Origin of the sequence: Halomonas sp. AOP43-A1-21 (assembly GCF_052376775.1) — a bacterium.
Classification (GTDB): domain Bacteria; phylum Pseudomonadota; class Gammaproteobacteria; order Pseudomonadales; family Halomonadaceae; genus Vreelandella; species Vreelandella colorata.
Map to the genome: position 1 here is coordinate 12343 of NZ_JBQSWC010000039.1, position 16038 is coordinate 28380.

14 protein-coding genes are annotated in these 16038 nt (G+C 52.7%); 8 read left to right on the top strand and 6 right to left on the bottom strand.

Annotated elements, in window-relative coordinates:
• Positions 1–14 precede the first annotated feature (14 nt).
• Entirely contained in the window at positions 15–533 is a 519-nt protein-coding gene (locus ACT3R7_RS18055) for an FKBP-type peptidyl-prolyl cis-trans isomerase (protein WP_192538230.1), read from the top strand.
• A 237-nt stretch (positions 534–770) separates the two neighbouring features.
• A complete protein-coding gene (locus ACT3R7_RS18060) occupies positions 771–2024 on the top strand; it encodes an IS256 family transposase (RefSeq protein WP_496199344.1) in 1254 nt (417 codons plus the stop codon).
• A 231-nt stretch (positions 2025–2255) separates the two neighbouring features.
• On the opposite strand, the gene ACT3R7_RS18065 is transcribed toward ACT3R7_RS18060, so the two are convergent.
• Together ACT3R7_RS18065 and ACT3R7_RS18070 are read right to left on the bottom strand one after the other, a co-directional pair.
• Positions 2256–3545, bottom strand: coding sequence for a putative bifunctional diguanylate cyclase/phosphodiesterase (locus tag ACT3R7_RS18065; protein WP_193091461.1), 1290 nt, complete (start codon positions 3543–3545; stop codon positions 2256–2258).
• Positions 3546–4148: 603 nt separating this feature from the next.
• A complete protein-coding gene (locus ACT3R7_RS18070) occupies positions 4149–5882 on the bottom strand; it encodes a proline--tRNA ligase (RefSeq protein ID WP_193091460.1) in 1734 nt (577 codons plus the stop codon).
• A 225-nt stretch (positions 5883–6107) separates the two neighbouring features.
• Between ACT3R7_RS18070 and ACT3R7_RS18075 the strand changes: the two genes are divergently transcribed.
• Complete coding sequence (locus ACT3R7_RS18075; RefSeq protein WP_193091459.1) at positions 6108–6542, top strand: hypothetical protein; 435 nt, start codon at positions 6108–6110, stop codon at positions 6540–6542.
• Between the two features lie 77 nt (positions 6543–6619).
• Here the strand turns inward: ACT3R7_RS18075 and ACT3R7_RS18080 are convergent, their stop codons facing one another.
• Positions 6620–7831: a benzoate/H(+) symporter BenE family transporter gene (locus ACT3R7_RS18080; protein ID WP_496199345.1), complete on the bottom strand. Its 1212-nt coding sequence runs from the start codon at positions 7829–7831 to the stop codon at positions 6620–6622.
• A gap of 306 nt (positions 7832–8137) precedes the next feature.
• On the opposite strand from ACT3R7_RS18080, the gene ACT3R7_RS18085 reads away from it, so the two are divergent.
• Positions 8138–8725 (top strand): helix-turn-helix domain-containing protein, encoded by a 588-nt coding sequence (locus ACT3R7_RS18085; protein ID WP_193091458.1) that lies wholly within the window; start codon positions 8138–8140, stop codon positions 8723–8725.
• Here ACT3R7_RS18085 and nfo read toward each other — a convergent pair.
• Positions 8695–9555 carry a deoxyribonuclease IV gene (nfo, locus tag ACT3R7_RS18090; protein WP_444489516.1) on the bottom strand — a complete coding sequence of 287 codons (861 nt, stop codon included), beginning with the start codon at positions 9553–9555 and terminating at the stop codon, positions 8695–8697. The two genes, ACT3R7_RS18085 and nfo, sit on opposite strands and share 31 nt — an antisense overlap.
• Positions 9556–9564: 9 nt before the next feature.
• Complete coding sequence (locus ACT3R7_RS18095; RefSeq protein ID WP_192538974.1) at positions 9565–10335, bottom strand: glycerophosphoryl diester phosphodiesterase; 771 nt, start codon at positions 10333–10335, stop codon at positions 9565–9567.
• Positions 10336–10514: 179 nt separating this feature from the next.
• On the opposite strand from ACT3R7_RS18095, the gene ACT3R7_RS18100 reads away from it, so the two are divergent.
• Positions 10515–11492, top strand: coding sequence for an NADPH:quinone reductase (locus tag ACT3R7_RS18100; protein ID WP_496199346.1), 978 nt, complete (start codon positions 10515–10517; stop codon positions 11490–11492).
• 74 nt (positions 11493–11566) lie between these two features.
• Here the strand turns inward: ACT3R7_RS18100 and ACT3R7_RS18105 are convergent, their stop codons facing one another.
• Positions 11567–12211, bottom strand: a complete 645-nt coding sequence (locus ACT3R7_RS18105) for a TenA family protein (RefSeq protein ID WP_192538976.1) — start codon at positions 12209–12211, stop codon at positions 11567–11569.
• Positions 12212–12456: 245 nt separating this feature from the next.
• Between ACT3R7_RS18105 and ACT3R7_RS18110 the strand changes: the two genes are divergently transcribed.
• From ACT3R7_RS18110 to ACT3R7_RS18120, 3 genes are all read left to right on the top strand, one after another.
• Positions 12457–14313, top strand: coding sequence for an SLC13 family permease (locus tag ACT3R7_RS18110; protein ID WP_193091454.1), 1857 nt, complete (start codon positions 12457–12459; stop codon positions 14311–14313).
• Between the two features lie 142 nt (positions 14314–14455).
• Positions 14456–15214, top strand: coding sequence for a DeoR/GlpR family transcriptional regulator (locus ACT3R7_RS18115; protein ID WP_192538978.1), 759 nt, complete (start codon positions 14456–14458; stop codon positions 15212–15214).
• 487 nt (positions 15215–15701) lie between these two features.
• Positions 15702–15926 carry a hypothetical protein gene (locus ACT3R7_RS18120; protein ID WP_192538979.1) on the top strand — a complete coding sequence of 75 codons (225 nt, stop codon included), beginning with the start codon at positions 15702–15704 and terminating at the stop codon, positions 15924–15926.
• Positions 15927–16038: the final 112 nt, after the last annotated feature.

Sequence of the window (16038 nt, forward strand, 5' to 3'; positions counted from 1 at the left end):
GAGAGGAGTTTTGCATGTCGATCACGGCACATCAGGTCGTTACGTTGCACTACGTGCTTAGCGACATTTTAAGCGATGGAAGCGAGCAAGTACTCGATGATTCTAACGCGCGGGATAAGCCGCTTGAGTACCTGCACGGCCACGACAATATTGTGCCGGGCCTGGAACAGGCGCTGGCCGGTCTAAAGGTAGGCGATGCGGCCACCGTAACCTTGGCTCCTGCTGACGCCTATGGCATGCGTAATGAAGCGCTGGTGCAGGAAGTGGGGCGTGGCTCGTTCGGCAATGCTGATTTGACGCCCGGCAGCCGTTTTCAGACCGAAGGCGAAGCCGGCCCACAAATTGTCACGGTAGTAGATGTGGTGGGCGACCGCATTACCATTGATACCAATCATCCCCTGGCGGGCCGCACGCTCAGCTATCGGGTGAAAATCCTGGACACACGTGATGCAACGCGCGCAGAGCTTGCCAAGGGTCACCCGCTTCCGCCTGGAACCGAACACAGTAAAGTAGAAGATCGGAAGGTTCTTTAATATTTAAAACTTGATCCAGGTCAGCACTAACTTAGCTGAACTCCGATAAGATATTAATCAGCTGCTGGGTTAAGGCATTTTTTAAAGATTGTTTAAAGATTGCTTACTGGGCATTGGGTAATTCGTATCGTTGTACGAGCTATGGTGATTTCTGGTGTATGGAAGCAGGCTGAAGGGGTGGCGTATCCTGTTGGTTGATCACCGCCAAGATCACAACCAACAGAGGAATGATACGCCATGTCCAAGTCTAACCTGCACGCTCTTTCACAACCAGAGGTGGCCACCACCGACCCATTGCACGAGCTGATCCGTCAGGGTGCCCGTGACCTGATTGCCAAGGCGGTCGAGTCGGAGCTTCAGGGCTTGCTGAACCAGTATGCCGATGTTTCAACACCTGATGGGCGCCAAGCTGTGGTGCGCAACGGACACCTACCCAAGCGCACAATCCAGACAGGCGTTGGGGATGTTGACGTTCAGGTGCCCAAGGTCAGAGACCGCAGCGGCTCCGGCATTCGCTTTAACAGCCAGCTCCTGCCGCCGTACTTGAAGCGGGCTCGGAGTCTGGATGAGCTCATCCCTTGGCTCTACCTGCGAGGGGTCTCCTCTGGCGACTTTCAGGAGGCTCTGAACGCCTTGGTCGGTGAGCAGGCCAAGGGGTTGTCCGCCAATACGGTGACCCGGCTCAAGGCCCAATGGCTGAAGGAGCACGAGGAGTGGTGTCACCGTGACCTGGGCCAGAAGCGTTACGTTTACTGGTGGGCGGACGGTGTCTACAGCAATGTCCGCCTGGATGACCGGCTCTGCCTGCTGGTGATCATTGGGGTCACTGAGCACGGCCACAAGGAGCTGGTGGCTGTTGAAGATGGCCACCGGGAGTCTGAAGCCAGCTGGCGTGAGCTGCTCACTGGCTTGCGGGAACGTGGCCTGGATTATGCGCCCAAGCTGGCCGTAGGCGACGGGGCTCTGGGCTTCTGGAAAGCGCTGAGCAAGGTGTTTCCGGAAACCCGGCACCAGCGGTGCTGGGTGCACAAGACCGCTAACGTACTGGACAAGCTGCCCAAGTCAGTACAGCCGAAAGTGAAGTCAGCCTTGCACGAGGTCTATCTGGCGGAGACCCGTGACAGCGCACACAAGGCCTTTGACTGCACGTTGAAGCGGTTTCAGGACAAGTACCCGAAGGCCATGGAAAACCTTGAGAAGGACCGGGACGAGCTGTTGGCCTTCTACGATTTCCCGGCCATTCACTGGATTCACTTGCGGACCACCAATCCGATTGAATCCACCTTCGCCACCGTGCGGTTAAGAACCAAGCAGAGCCGATCCTGCGGCTCTCGCGACACCACCTTATCGATGGTGTTCAAATTACTCCAATCCGCCCAAAAACGCTGGAAGCGGATCAAGGGGTTCGACCAACTGAAGCTGGTCGTGGACAACGTCCAGTTTCGGGATGGAGAGCAGGTGGATGATCAAACTGGCAGAGACGCCGCCTGATGGTCATACACCAGATTTGACAATAACTCTCGTTGTACCGCTTGTAAACCGTTTTCTTGGTTAGTAGGTGTTAAGCAGTGGGCGTCGTTTTAAAGAGCCCCTCTTTGACTTAATAATCTGCTAAGCCTCTTGTCAGGGGAGGGAGGTTACTTTAACGAGTAAGCTTCCTTTTTTTCCGGCCTTTTGGGCCGGTTTTTTTTTGGAAAAAATTAGCGCGATAGTAACCGGGGGCTATTGATCAAATGTGAGCTTTTTAAAGTGTTTCAGCCAGTCCAGTACCTGATGCGAGGGCATCGGCTTGGCAATCCAGTAGCCTTGCAGATAATCGCAGCCCATCTTGAATAGCAGGGCCGCTGTTTCGTAATTTTCAACGCCCTCAGCAATGACCTTCAAGCCCAGCCGATGGCCCAGTTCGATGGTCGAGCGCACTATCAATCGATCATCTTCATCGGTGTTTAAGCGTAGAATAAAGGACTTGTCGATTTTAAGTTCATTAAACGGCAGGCGCTTTAACTGGGCTAATGACGAGTAGCCAGTTCCAAAGTCATCAATGGCCAGCACAATACCTAGCGCTGAAATCTCTTTTAGAATATTAACGGCCTGACTCATATCCTGCATGGCGGTGGTTTCGGTAACTTCAATAGCAAGCTGGCGTGGGGCTAAATCATAGGTTTTAAGTAGCTGTTCCAGCTGCTGAGGAAGCTGTGAGTTGATAATATCACTCGCGGATAAATTGATCGCGACGGATAAACGTTGCCCAGCTTGATTCCATATATGTAGCTGCTGGCACACATGAATCAACATCCACTGGCTCAATAGCGAAATATTGCCGGAGCGTTCGGCCAGTTCAATGAATTCATCAGGTCGAATAAGCCCGAGAGTGGGATGGTGCCAGCGAATCAGTGCTTCAAAATGCTCTATCCTTCCAGTATTAAGCGCTGCCTTGGGCTGATAATCTATCCATAGTTCGTCATGCGTAACAGCGTTTGGCAAATCGTTGATCAAGGTACGTTTGCGAAGCTGCAGCTTATCCAAGTCTTCGGTATAAAGCTCGTAGCGCACGGCTTTATCCTGGGCTTGCTGAAGAGCAATATCGGCTCGTCGAAACAGCTGTTGTACCGAGCTACCGTCGTTAGGAAAGCTCACACTGCCGATGGAGCATATAGGTTTAACCGTTGAGAGGTGATTGACCGCAATTGTGTTTGAAAGGTGCTGAATCAGCAGCTCCAACCACGCGCTATTGGATGGGTCGCCTTCATTAATAATTAAAAATTCATTGTTAGTCAGCCGATATGGATGATGTTGAGGGCTTGAGAAATCACGCAGTCTATCCGCAATGGCAATTAATACCTGGTCGCCTACGGAATACCCGAAGGTACTGTTGATAGCGCGTAACTCATGCAGGGCTAAGCGCATGATGGTAAACGGCGTCTGCTGCGCAACCAGATTTTCCAAAGAATCAAACGCAGCTACTTGATTAGGTAGTTGGGTGAGAGGGTCACTTCTGTTTTGGAACAGCAAGGTTTTGTCGCGCTTTTCAATATCGGCTTGTAAAGTCAGAATTGTGTTACTGATAAGCCGGGTTTCGGGGTGTTTTTGGACTTGCGATGATAGGGTAAATCGATAGCCGTCGCTTATTTGGCTGGCCGTATGGCTGAGTTTGCTGAGTGGCGAACTTAAGCGTTTGGATATCCATAACGAAAAAAGAATTAAGCATCCAATGGTTAACATTGAGCTTACTAGAAGTTCTTTTTTTAGCCATCTGTACCCATTTGAAAGCGCTGACAGCGAATCGGGTAAGGCGTTAAACAGGGCTGAATAAGCGATTTGAGGACTTTTAGTAGAGGAGGCGAAGTAGGGGTCGATAACGAGCAGGATACCGATAGGCAGCTGTGACAGAAGAATAACCAATAGAAAAGTTAAAAAGAGGCGCATTCTAAAGTGCATTCTTCGCTCACTTTTATAGCAGAATAATGTTAATAACCATAAAGTAATGATGACGACGTGATGCGTTTTTGAACGATACCCTTTTTTGCTAATTAATAGCTACCCCAAGAGCTTGATTAACCACCACCCACCGCCACGCTTACTCGTTAAAGAACATAGCGGTGGGCAGCCTAACGCTTACTGGGGCTGGTTTACGCTGGCTTTTTCAAGCAGGAAATCAACAATACGCTCAGAGGGCACCATTGTTGCTTCACTGTCGCGACGGCCTTTGTACTCAAGCTCGCCGTTATCCAGACTACGATCACCAATTACCAAGCGATGCGGAACGCCCATCAGTTCCAGGTCGGCAAACTTAACGCCGGGGCGCGTATCGCGATCATCCAGTAGGACGTCCAGGCCTGCGGTAGTTAACGCTTGGTAGAGACGCTCTGACTCTTCCCGTACGCGCTGCGACTTGTGCGCATTCATAGGCACAAGCGCTACTTGGAAGGGCGCAATTGCATTGGGCCAGGTAATTCCTGCGTCGTCATGGTTCTGCTCAATGGCGGCTGCCACTACCCGAGTAATACCAATACCATAGCACCCCATCCACGGATGACTGGTTTTGCCGTTATCGCCCAGCACGCTTGCATTCATGGCTTCAGAATATTTCTGACCCAGCTGGAACACGTGGCCTACCTCGATGCCGCGTTTGATTGAAAGCGTGCCTTTACCATCGGGTGACGGGTCACCTTCTTGCACCTTACGCAAATCGGCAACCTGGGGCAGGGCAACATCACGTTCCCAGTTAATGCCGAAGTAGTGCTTGCCATCAATATTCGCGCCCGCGCCGAAGTCACTCATCAAGGCAACACTACGGTCAATAATAACCGGCATCTTAAGGCCGATTGGCCCCAGAGAGCCCGGGCCTGCACCTACAGAGGCACGGATTTCTTCTTCATTGGCCATCGTAAGTGGTGTCGCGACCTGAGGAAGGTTTTCTGCCTTCACCTCGTTTAACTCATGGTCGCCACGCACCAGCAGCGTAATCAATCCGCCTTCGGCAGCATGAACCATCAGCGTTTTGACGGTTTTCTCGATCGGCAGTTTAAACTGTTCAACCAGAGCTGCGATGGTTTTGGCGTTCGGCGTATCCACTACACGGATTTCTTCACTAGGTGCTGCGCGCTGAACGTTGCTACCTAACGGCGCTGGTAAGGCTTCGGCCTTTTCCATGTTGGCGGCGTAGTCAGACTCATTGGAGAACACGATGTCGTCCTCGCCGGAACTTGCGAGCACATGGAATTCATGGGACCCGGTACCGCCGATAGAGCCGTTATCGGCGATCACCGGACGGAAATCCAAACCCAAGCGAGTAAAGATTCGCGTGTAGGCATCGTACATGCCCTGATATGTTTCTTTCAGTGATGCTTCATCCAAGTGGAAGGAGTAGGCATCTTTCATGATGAACTCACGCGAGCGCATTACCCCAAAGCGCGGGCGAATTTCGTCGCGGAACTTGGTCTGGATTTGGTAGAAATTGACCGGCAGCTGCTTGTAACTTGCGATCTCTTTGCGCACGAGGTCGGTGATCACTTCTTCATGAGTCGGACCCACACAGTAGTCACGTTCATGACGGTCTTTGACGCGCAGAAGCTCTGGGCCGTACTGCTCCCAGCGGCCGGACTCTTGCCATAGCTCGGCTGGCTGAACGGCGGGCATCAATACTTCCTGGGCGCCAGCACGGTTCATCTCTTCACGTACAATAGCTTCTACTTTGCGTAGTGTACGCAGGCCTAGAGGCAACCACGTATAAAGGCCTGAGGTGAGGCGGCGAATCATCCCAGCACGCAGCATTAACTGGTGGCTAATGACTTCGGCGTCGGCCGGGGTTTCTTTTAACGTAGCGATTAATAATTGGCTGGCGCGCATGGGCGGTAAAATTCCTTAGTGTTAAAAAAGCCGCTGGCTTAGCGTTGAATGTGAGCATTGTACGTCTTAGCGGTTAAGGCGGCAAAATCATGCGGCCGCCATAAGCGCTGTGCGCCGGGTAGTTTGTGCTAATATGGCCGTGATTTTGCGAGCGATGACGAGCATTATTTCAATAATTCAGCCTCAATACCGCTATCGTTTCTATTTATTAATGAGGGGACCTTCATGCAGCAATCTGTACGCCGTTGGTTAGCGGGGGCCGTTGTAGGCGCTTCCATTATAACGTTGAGTGGTTGCGGTACTATGTTTCACCCTGAGCGAAAAGGCCAGTTAAGCGGCCAGATCGATCCGGTTATTGCGGTTGCCAACGGTGTGGGCCTTCTGTTTTTTATCGTGCCGGGCGTTATTGCCTACGCGGTCGATTTTTCAAATGGCACTATCTATTTGCCAGGCAATAACAGCGCATCTGTTGATGTTCTGCACCTGGAGGATACGTTGAACGTGGCGTCACTTGAAAAGCTGCTGTCCGATAAAGCGGGCAAGCCGGTAAGTTTAAAAAGCGAGCTAGTGATGATTGAAGAGGTAGATAATTTGGAAGAAGCGCTCGCCATGGTGCGAATGTCGGGCGTAATGGATGAAGAGCGCCTGGCAACCATGTAAATTGTCCACAGACTGCATTGCTACACAAAACCCCAGAGGCGCTTACGCGTATGGGGTTTTGTCGTTTTATGGGCAGCCTATTTGGCAGCGGTCAGTTTCAGGGTAATCAATCCTGCCACTAAACCCCAGAAAGGCCCGCCAATACCCAGCAGCGTAATGCCCGAACCCGTCAGTAAAAAGGTGACAATGGCTGCATCGCGATGACGGCTATCGGCAAAGGCGCTTGCCAAACCTCCGGCAAGCGTACCCAATAGCGCAATGCCCGCCAGGGCGATAACCAGCACGCTGGGGAGCGCATTAAACACCCCGGTCACCGTAGCACCGAAAATCCCCATGATGATATAAAAAACGCCGGCGGCCATACCCGCCGTATAGCGGCGGCGAGGGTCGGCATGAGCATCTGGGCCCATGCAAACCGCAGCGCTGATGGCGGCCATATTGAGCGCAAAACCACCAAAGGGCGCAAGAAGCAGAGAGGCCCCACCGGTCCAACTGATCAGCGGTGAGCTGTTAGCTTGATAGCCCGCAGCCCGTAATACCGCCATGCCCGGCAGATTCTGCGTTGCCATGGTGATAACAAAAAGCGGAATGCCCACGCCGATTAATGTGGCAATTGAAAACGCAGGCGTCATAAACACAGGCATAGTGGGGGACAGCGGAATACCCTGCAGATTGATTTGCCCCTGCAGTATCGCAACCGCTATGCCGGTTAACAGTACGCCGGGCACCGCCAGTGTTGGCCAAAGGCGCCTACCCATTACCCAGGCGGCTAGCATCACCAGGGGCATTAGCCACTGGCTTTCCATCGCGTTAAATAGCTCAAGGCCAAAGCGCAGCAAAATACCGGCCAGCATCGCTGCCGCAATCGCGCCGGGAATGTAGCGCATCAAGCGCTCAAAAAGACCTGTTACTCCGCATAGGGTGATCAATAGCGCCGAGAAAAGAAAAGCCCCGATAGCTTCTTCAAGCGGAATGCCCGGCAAGCTGGTCGCCAGAAAAGCTGCCCCCGGCGTAGACCAGGCCGTAAGCAGCGGCATGCGATAACGCAATGAAAGGCCAAAGGATGTAAACCCCATGCCAATACCCAGCGCCCAAAGCCAGGAGCTGATTTGCGCGGCAGAGGCGCCGCTGGCTTCCGCTGCCTGAAAGATAATCGCAGCAGAACTTGTATAGCCAATCGTGACCGCGACAAATCCTGCAGTGACGGTTGAAAGGCTGACATCTTGCCAGAAGGCGGGCCGCTTGGCAGGCGGCTGGGCCTGTTCTATAGCATCATTATTGGCCGCCATACTGCGCTCCTCTAAGGTGGCTGGATGTCTATCAATTAATGGCTATGATTAAATTTTTATGTGCGCTATAGCGCACAAAGGTCACACTATCACTGTGCGTCATAACGCACAATTGGGTTGAAGATTGGGATTTAGAATAAACACCGAAGCTTTATAAATCCTAACGTTTTATAAACCCTGACGCTTGCCCGTAAGCGCTAGATGCTTGAACGATCAAACATTTAAGAACTCAGTAATAGCCCGAGTAGGCTGGCTGTTTTAACGGGGATTAGAGAGGTAAAATAGCCAAATCCTGAGGAGATAATAATGCCTACCCAGCCCCCCGCTATTGCTGAGCACGTTGCCAGTACCGTTAAACGACTGCGTAAAGAGTGTGATTGGAGCCTGGATCGTGCTGCCGGTGAAACCGGAGTCAGCAAAGCGATGCTCGGACAAATCGAGCGCGGTGAATCCAGCCCGACCATCTCAACACTCTGGAAAATAGCCAGTGGCTTTCGGGTGTCGTTTTCTACCCTGTTCGATAGTCAGAAACCGGTGCAGGGCGAACTACGTCGGGATAGCGGGGAGTCGGTATGGGGGGATGACAGCGCGGGCATGCAGGCACGGCTGATTTTCCCTTACGATCCGTTGTTAGGCTTTGAGATGTTCATCATCGAGTTGGCGCCCGGTGCGATCAGTGAGTCAACGCCACATGCCGAAGGCGTGGTAGAACATATTGTGGTGATTGAAGGAGAAATGGAGCTGCGTATTGATGAGCGCTGGCAAACGCTTGGCGTGGGCGAGGGGCTGCGCTTTTTCGCTGACCGCCCCCACGCAATGCGTAATACCGCGATAACACGTTTACGCTTTCATGATGTGATTCACTATTTACCCGGCGCGGCATCCAACGCTTGAGCACGCAGCCAGCGGATTTCTTCATCCCAGATTTCAGGCTCGACGGTTTCTAAAATCATGGGAATACCGCTGATACGTGGCTCCTGCATGATGGTGATAAACGCTGGCAGGCCAATATTGCCTTTTCCCAAGCTGTGATGACGGTCTACCCGGCTGGCAAAACCGCTTTTCGCATCGTTTAAATGCATCCCGCGAAGATACTCAAATCCTACAACGCTGCCAAGCTCATCCAGGGTGGCCTGCGTTGCCTCGCGGCTGCGCAAATCATACCCGGCGGCAAACGCATGGCAGGTATCAATACACACGCCGACGCGCGATTTATCATCGACATGCTGGATAATTTCAGCAAGATGCTCAAAGCGCCAGCCAAGATTGGTGCCTTGCCCGGCGGTGTTTTCAATCACCGCGGTCACGCCCATGGTCTGGGCGAGAGCTTCATTAACGGACTCTGCAATGCGCTTTAAGCAGTCGCCTTCACCGATCTTGTTCAAGTGACTGCCTGGGTGAAAATTCAGCAGCGTTAAACCTAGCTGCTCGCAGCGCTGCATTTCATCTAAAAAAGCGTTGCGCGATTTCTGCAGACCTTCGGCTTCCGGGTGGCCCAGGTTAATCAGGTAGCTATCGTGGGGCAAAATCTGCTCAGGTTTAAAGCCGTGCTGGCGGCAGGCATCTTTAAATGCCTTGATGGCTTGCTCGGTCAGCGGCTTGCCCTGCCACTGGCGCTGGTTTTTGGTAAATAGTGCAAAGGCATTTGCGCCGATCTCAACCGCCCGCTGTACCGCCTGATCTGCACCTCCGGCAGCACTTACATGGGCACCTACATACTTCATTGTTATCCCTTACTGTTTGGCTAAGCGTTGATTATCCAGAAAGCGCTGAAAAATAGCAGGTTCATCAGTAATCACGCTAGCAATCCCCCAGCTCCAACGGCTCTGAAAGGCGCTGGGATCGTTGGCGGTGTAGCAAAGGAGCTGATAGCCCGCTTCATGCATGGCGTCAGCCTGGGCGCGTTTCAGGCGGGGCCAGTGCGGATGAATGCTATACGCGTCAACGGCCTCACACTGAGTACGCCACGCTTTGGGCGTGCTGCCAAACAAAACCCCCAGCGCCAGGTCTTTTTTAGAAGCAAAGGTGCGGCAGTGGTGAAGCGCGCTAAGATCGAAGGACGAGATAACCAGACGCTCGGGAGGTAGGGCCTCCAGTACTTCTGGCATGACTCGATCAACCAGCTCAATAGGGTCGCGGCCCTTGTTGACCTTGATTTCCAGGTTGACGCCCATTTCCAGCTCGTTAAGAAGCTCGAGCATCACCTCGAGGCTTGCTATTTTTTCGCCAGCAAAACGATCACTAAACCAGCTGCCGACATCTAATGCCTGGGCCTCTGGCCAAGTGAGCCTATTAAGCGCGCCGCGCCCATCCGAGCAGCGCGCTACATCAGCATCGTGCCAGATAACCGGCGTGCCATCGCCGAGTAGCTGAACATCAAGTTCCACCCAGCGGGCGCCCGCTTCATAAGCTGCGCGCACGGCGGCAAGGGTGTTTTCTGGGGCGGCGGCGGAGTATCCGCGATGGGCAATCAGCGTGGGAAGCGTAATAGCGGGATGGGTCATCGTTCGTCCAAAAGCGTTACCGGTTAAAGTGATCTGAGTTTAGCACGAGCCTATGACATCAGCGTGTCACTCAAGCGCGGTCGATGTGAGTAAGCTCAAGGGATTGCTTGATTTCTAAAGCGTGACGCGGTTGGATAACAGCACCTAGTGTTGCCAATAATTAACAAGGAGTTTCATTTATGTCCAAGCGTATTCAGCTTTCCAAAATAGGTGGTTCCGAGGTGCTGGAGTGGGCCGATACTGAGCCGAAAGCGCCGAGTGCTGGTGAAGTAAGAATTGCCAATAAGGCCGTTGGGCTTAACTTTATCGATATCTATTTCCGTACCGGGCTTTACCCGGCGCCTTCCATGCCAACAGGCCTGGGAACCGAGGGCGCAGGTGTTGTCGACGCTGTTGGCGAGGGCGTGACCCATTTAAAAGAGGGCGACCGGGTAGCCTACGCTCAGGGGCCGTTGGGCGCCTACGCCGAACTGCATACGTTGCCCGCTGCAAAGGTGGTGAAGCTTCCTGACTTTATCGATTTTGAAACGGCCGCCGCCAGCATGCTGAAAGGCCTTACCGTGCAGTACCTTTTACGCCAGACCCATGAGCTAAAAGGTGGCGAGACGATTCTGTTTCATGCCGCAGCGGGTGGGGTGGGTTCTATCGCATGTCAGTGGGCCAAGGCTTTGGGCGTTAAGCTGATCGGTACGGTCAGCTCGAAAGAGAAAGCTGATTTAGCCATGGCGAATGGCGCCTGGGCGACGATTAACTACACCGAAGAAGACGTGGTTGAGCGGGTACGTGAATTGACCAACGGCGAGATGTGTGACGTGGTTTACGACTCCGTGGGTAAGGACACCTGGGAAATTTCTCTAAACTGCTTGAAGCCTCGCTCGTTGATGGTGAGCTTTGGTAATTCATCAGGCCCGGTAGATGGCGTGAATATCGGCATTCTCAATCAGAAAGGCTCGCTTTTTGTAACGCGCCCCAGCCTTAATGGCTATGCCGATACGCGCGAGCGCCTGGAAATGATGTGTGAAGATTTCTTCAGCATGATTGAAAGTGGCAAAATCAAAATTGACGTTGCTAACCGCTATGCGTTGGCCGACGCGGGCAAGGCGCAGGATGCGCTGCAAAACCGTCAAACCACGGGGTCAACCGTGCTGCTTCCCTGAAAGGGTCGTATATTTTCAGCAAAGGCCGCCGTTTATTCTGGCGGCTTTTATTGGTCAGGGGCAAAGCGGTCGGCTCAATGCTCGTTATCAAACGCCATGTCAAAGAAGCGCTGCTCGATTTGGCTGGCTTCAATAAACGGCTTGCTCAGCGTTTCAAATTCGCGCTCGGCGCCCACACGGTTAAGCTCATCGCATAAAAAACTCACCCAGCGAACAAAGTCAGGCTCGTTGTGCAGCACGATCCAGTCGCGGTGCTCTGGCCGAGAAGGCAGCGGCTCCTCTGCGCGTTGGGCCCACTCAAGATAAAGCCATTCGGCAACGACCAGTACGACCAGGATGAATGCATAGTCCTGGGAGTCACAGGCCTGCTCCATCAGCGCAATAAACGCCTGGGTTGGCTCTGCCAGCGGGGAGTGTCGCCACTGTGTTTCGGGGATGTTTAATGCTTCGAATGAGTCGATAAAATAGCGATATTCACTACCCGCCAACACCGACAGCTGACGCGCATGGGTCAGACGGGCTTCCGGGTCGTCGGCGGCGCAGACCGCCGCGCCGAGTAGGCGTACAAAACTATCGCAAAAACGGAAGTCCTGAATTAGGTAGCGAGCAAAAACGTCATCCGCTATTTGCCCTTCAAGCAGTTGGTCTACAAAGCGGTGATTGACCGAGGCATTCCAGTAAGGCTGGGCAGCCTCGCGCAAGCGATGACACAAGTTCATATGACCTCCAGTATGCTAAAAAATCTTAAGCGCTATTATTTTATCGATTTCTGGCGCTAAGGGCAGGTAAGTGAAAACTTTTTATTATTCTTCATCATCTGCAGGGCCTATACGGTTGTATAAATATCGCCTAATGTGTGAGGGTTATTTGACCGTTAGCTTATGTGGCGGCTCAGAAAAGCAAGCCGATAGAGTACTGCAGTCGCCTTGCTCATACCCAATGGCGGCACAAGGAGGTGATTGGCATGGCGGCAGAAATGATCGGTTTGGCGCCCAGCACCCTGGTATTTATGGTACTGGGGTTAACGCTCATGGCATTTGTTTGGGGGCGCTTTCGTTATGACTTGGTGGCCCTGACGGCGCTTTTAGCATCGGTGATGTTAGGCCTTGTGCCCGCTGATTCAGCGTTTGCCGGATTTGGTCACCCTGCAGTGATTACCGTTGCTGCCGTACTGGTGTTAAGCCGGGGGTTTGAGCGTTCTGGCGTCGTGGATATTATCTCTAACCAGGTGCTGAAAGTGGGTGATCGGCTAATCCTCCAGCTGCTGGTGCTGGTGGGTACCGTCGTGGTGCTGTCAGGGATTATGAATAACGTTGGTGCGCTGGCGCTGTTACTGCCGGTCGCCATGCGTCTCGCCCGGGAACATGATACCTCGCCTTCAATACTTCTGATGCCGCTTGCCTTCGGTTCGTTATTGGGCGGCCTTACTACGCTGATTGGCACGCCACCCAACATTATTATCTCTACGTATCGAGGTAATATTACCGGCGAAAACTTTGGCATGTTCAGCTTTTCACCCGTAGGCATCGCGGTAGCTGGGGCGGGTCTGGCCTTTATTGTGCTCATTGGCTGGCGCTTAACACCAAAGCGTAGCGGGCAATCCTCTACCGACGAGATGTTTGATACCGCGAATTACTTGGTAGAGCTAAACGTCACTAAAGACTCTAAAGCCAACGGTCTAACGCTGCCTCAGCTGCGCGATGAGCTTGAGGAGGCTATTCCTGTACTTGCCGTCGTGCGTGACGATAACCGCCGGGCGGGCTACTCTTTTCACGGCATCTTGCAAGAGGGCGATATTCTGCTGCTGGAGGCTGGGCCCGATGAGCTTAAGCTTCTGGAAGATAAAGTGGGTTTAAGCGCTATCGCCGAGCCAGAAGAAGCGCCGGATGAAAACGATGCGACAACCGATAAAACTGCCGAGGACGAAGCGGACAGCACAGATGCCCGCCAACCGGTCAATACCGAAGGGCTACAGCTGATCGAAGCTGTAGTACGTAATGACTCGATGATGAATAACCGCAGTGTACGGCAGCTGCGTTTAAATCAGCAGTTTGGCTTGCACCTAGTGGCCGTCGCCCGGGATGGTAGCCGTTTGAAACAGCGGCTAAGGGATATCCGCTTTAAAACCGGGGATGTCCTGCTGCTCCAGGGCAGCGAAAATGAGATAAGCGATAGCCTTTCAACTCTCGGCTGCCTGCCCCTAGCCAGCCGGGCGCTTAATTTAGGTCAGCCGCGTAAGCTGGCTATCTCTATCGGAATATTTGCCCTGGCGATTGTCGCCATGCTGCTGGACCTGTTGCCTGCGGCCGTGGCGATGAGCAGTGCCGCCGTGGTTTCGTTGTTGATCGGTGTATTGCCCCTGCGTGATGGCTATCAGGCAATTGATGGGCCGGTCATCGTATTGCTTGCCGCGATGCTGCCCGTAGGGGAGGCTCTGGAAACTAGCGGCGGGGCCGATATTGTCGCTAATACCTTGCTTACCCTGGGTGCCGAGTGGCCCATCTTTATCTCCTTGATTGGCCTGTTCGTGCTTACCATGCTGCTTTCAAATGTGGTGAATAATGCTGCTGCAGCGCTGCTGATGGCGCCTATTGCGGCGAGCCTGGCGCAGGGCTTTGACGTATCGATCGACCCGTTTTTGATGGTGGTGGCCGTGAGTGCTTCGTGTGCCTTTTTAACGCCCATCGGGCATCAGTCCAATACGCTAGTCTTAGGCCCCGGTGGGTATAGCTTTGGCGACTACTGGAAATTAGGGCTGCCGCTTTCGGTCGTTGTGTTAATCGTCGCATTGCCTGCGATTTTATGGGTATGGCCGCTATAAGATGTAAACATGCTCTCGGTAAGCGGCCTGGCCTTTCCGCTCTGCATTAGTCAAAGAACTATTTATCAAGGACTATCAGATTTCGAAAATTTTATTACCCTGTTACGCTTAGCGATAATTACAAAGTGAACGGGCCGGGCCTATGAATCAACAATACCGTCAGGATGCGATCGTCGAGCTGGTTCGCCAACACGGCTATATGAGCATTGAGCAGCTGACTGATCACTTCGCTGTAACGCCACAAACCATTCGGCGTGATTTAAATACCTTGGCCAATGAAGGGCGGGCCCGGCGTGTTCATGGGGGCGTGGGTATTGAATCAAGCACCGTGAATACGGCTTACAGCACGCGTAAAACGCTTCATCTGGAAGAAAAGGAGCGTATAGCGCACTGCCTGGCGCAGCACATTCCTAACCATGCATCGCTGTTCATCAATATCGGCACCAGCAATGAGGTGATTGCCCAGGCGCTGCTTGAGCATCAGGGGTTGGAGATCATCACCAATAACCTGAACGTGGCGGCTATTTTGCAGCATAAAGAAGACTTCAACGTGATTATCGCCGGTGGGCAGGTGCGCTCTCGGGATGGCGGTATTATCGGTGAAGCCACGATCGATTTTATCAATCAGTTCAAGGTTGATTACGGCATTATTGGCATCAGCGGTATCGATGAAGACGGCTCGCTTCTGGAGTTTGACTACCAGGAAGCACGGGTAGCGCAGGCTATCATTGCCAATTCACGGCGGGTGTATCTGGCGGCTGACTATTCCAAATTCCACCGCAATCCGGTGGTGCGCCAAGGCAACCTATCGCAGCTGGACGCGCTGTTTACTGACCGTAAGCCGCCAGAGGCTATTCGGCAGCTGCTTTCGCAATATGAAGTTATGTTGCATGTCGCCTAAGCGAGAGCGAATAAATTCCCACCGGTAAAAACATCGCGTAGCCATAATGCCCAATCGATGGCTACGCTGCCTTCACTCTTCACTCTTCACTCTTCACTCTTCACTCTTCACTCTTCACCTTAGCCGCTGTAAGTCTTTGACACGTTTAGGCGCTGTTGATGGCTAATGTAGTCGAGCTACAACCCGGTGTGCGTCCAATGATGCATTGTTGGTTTGCCATCCATCTCCCATAGTAAAAGCGTGGCTTAGGTAGGGGGTCGCTATCCCGATTATCCTATTCAAGCCCTGCTACGTAACCATAGTGCTTCAGCATAACCAGGCGCTAAAGGGCGAAGGTCTATAAAGCTTGCGACCGTTCGCAGTCACCGAACCAGGCACTTATCCGGCCTGGCATGAGTAGCAACGTCACCATACGCCATTAGACGACTGCCTATGTGTTGATGGATACGCATACAGCAGCGGATGACCATACCATGAGGTACTGACCATGAACTGTATTGAACTTAGCCAGCAGGCCGACCAGATAGCCAGTACGTTTAGCAAACTAGATTTGGCTAAACTGGTGCTCGCTCTTAAAAACAACCGTGAGTCGCTCCAGCACGCCGTTGAAGTGATCGATACTATCGATAGTCGAAAGGGCTGTACGCTTGATGAAGCCTGGGATGAGGTGCTGTCCGGTGATTCACAGCTGCTTATCATTAATGAAGAGTAGGTGAGGGCGTGAGGTTGAGCGTCTGATACTCAGCCCCTTCAGCGTTTGAAGGGGCTTTTTTTATAAGTAGCTCTATATTTCGTGAAGTGAACCTTTCAAAGTACCGAGATGA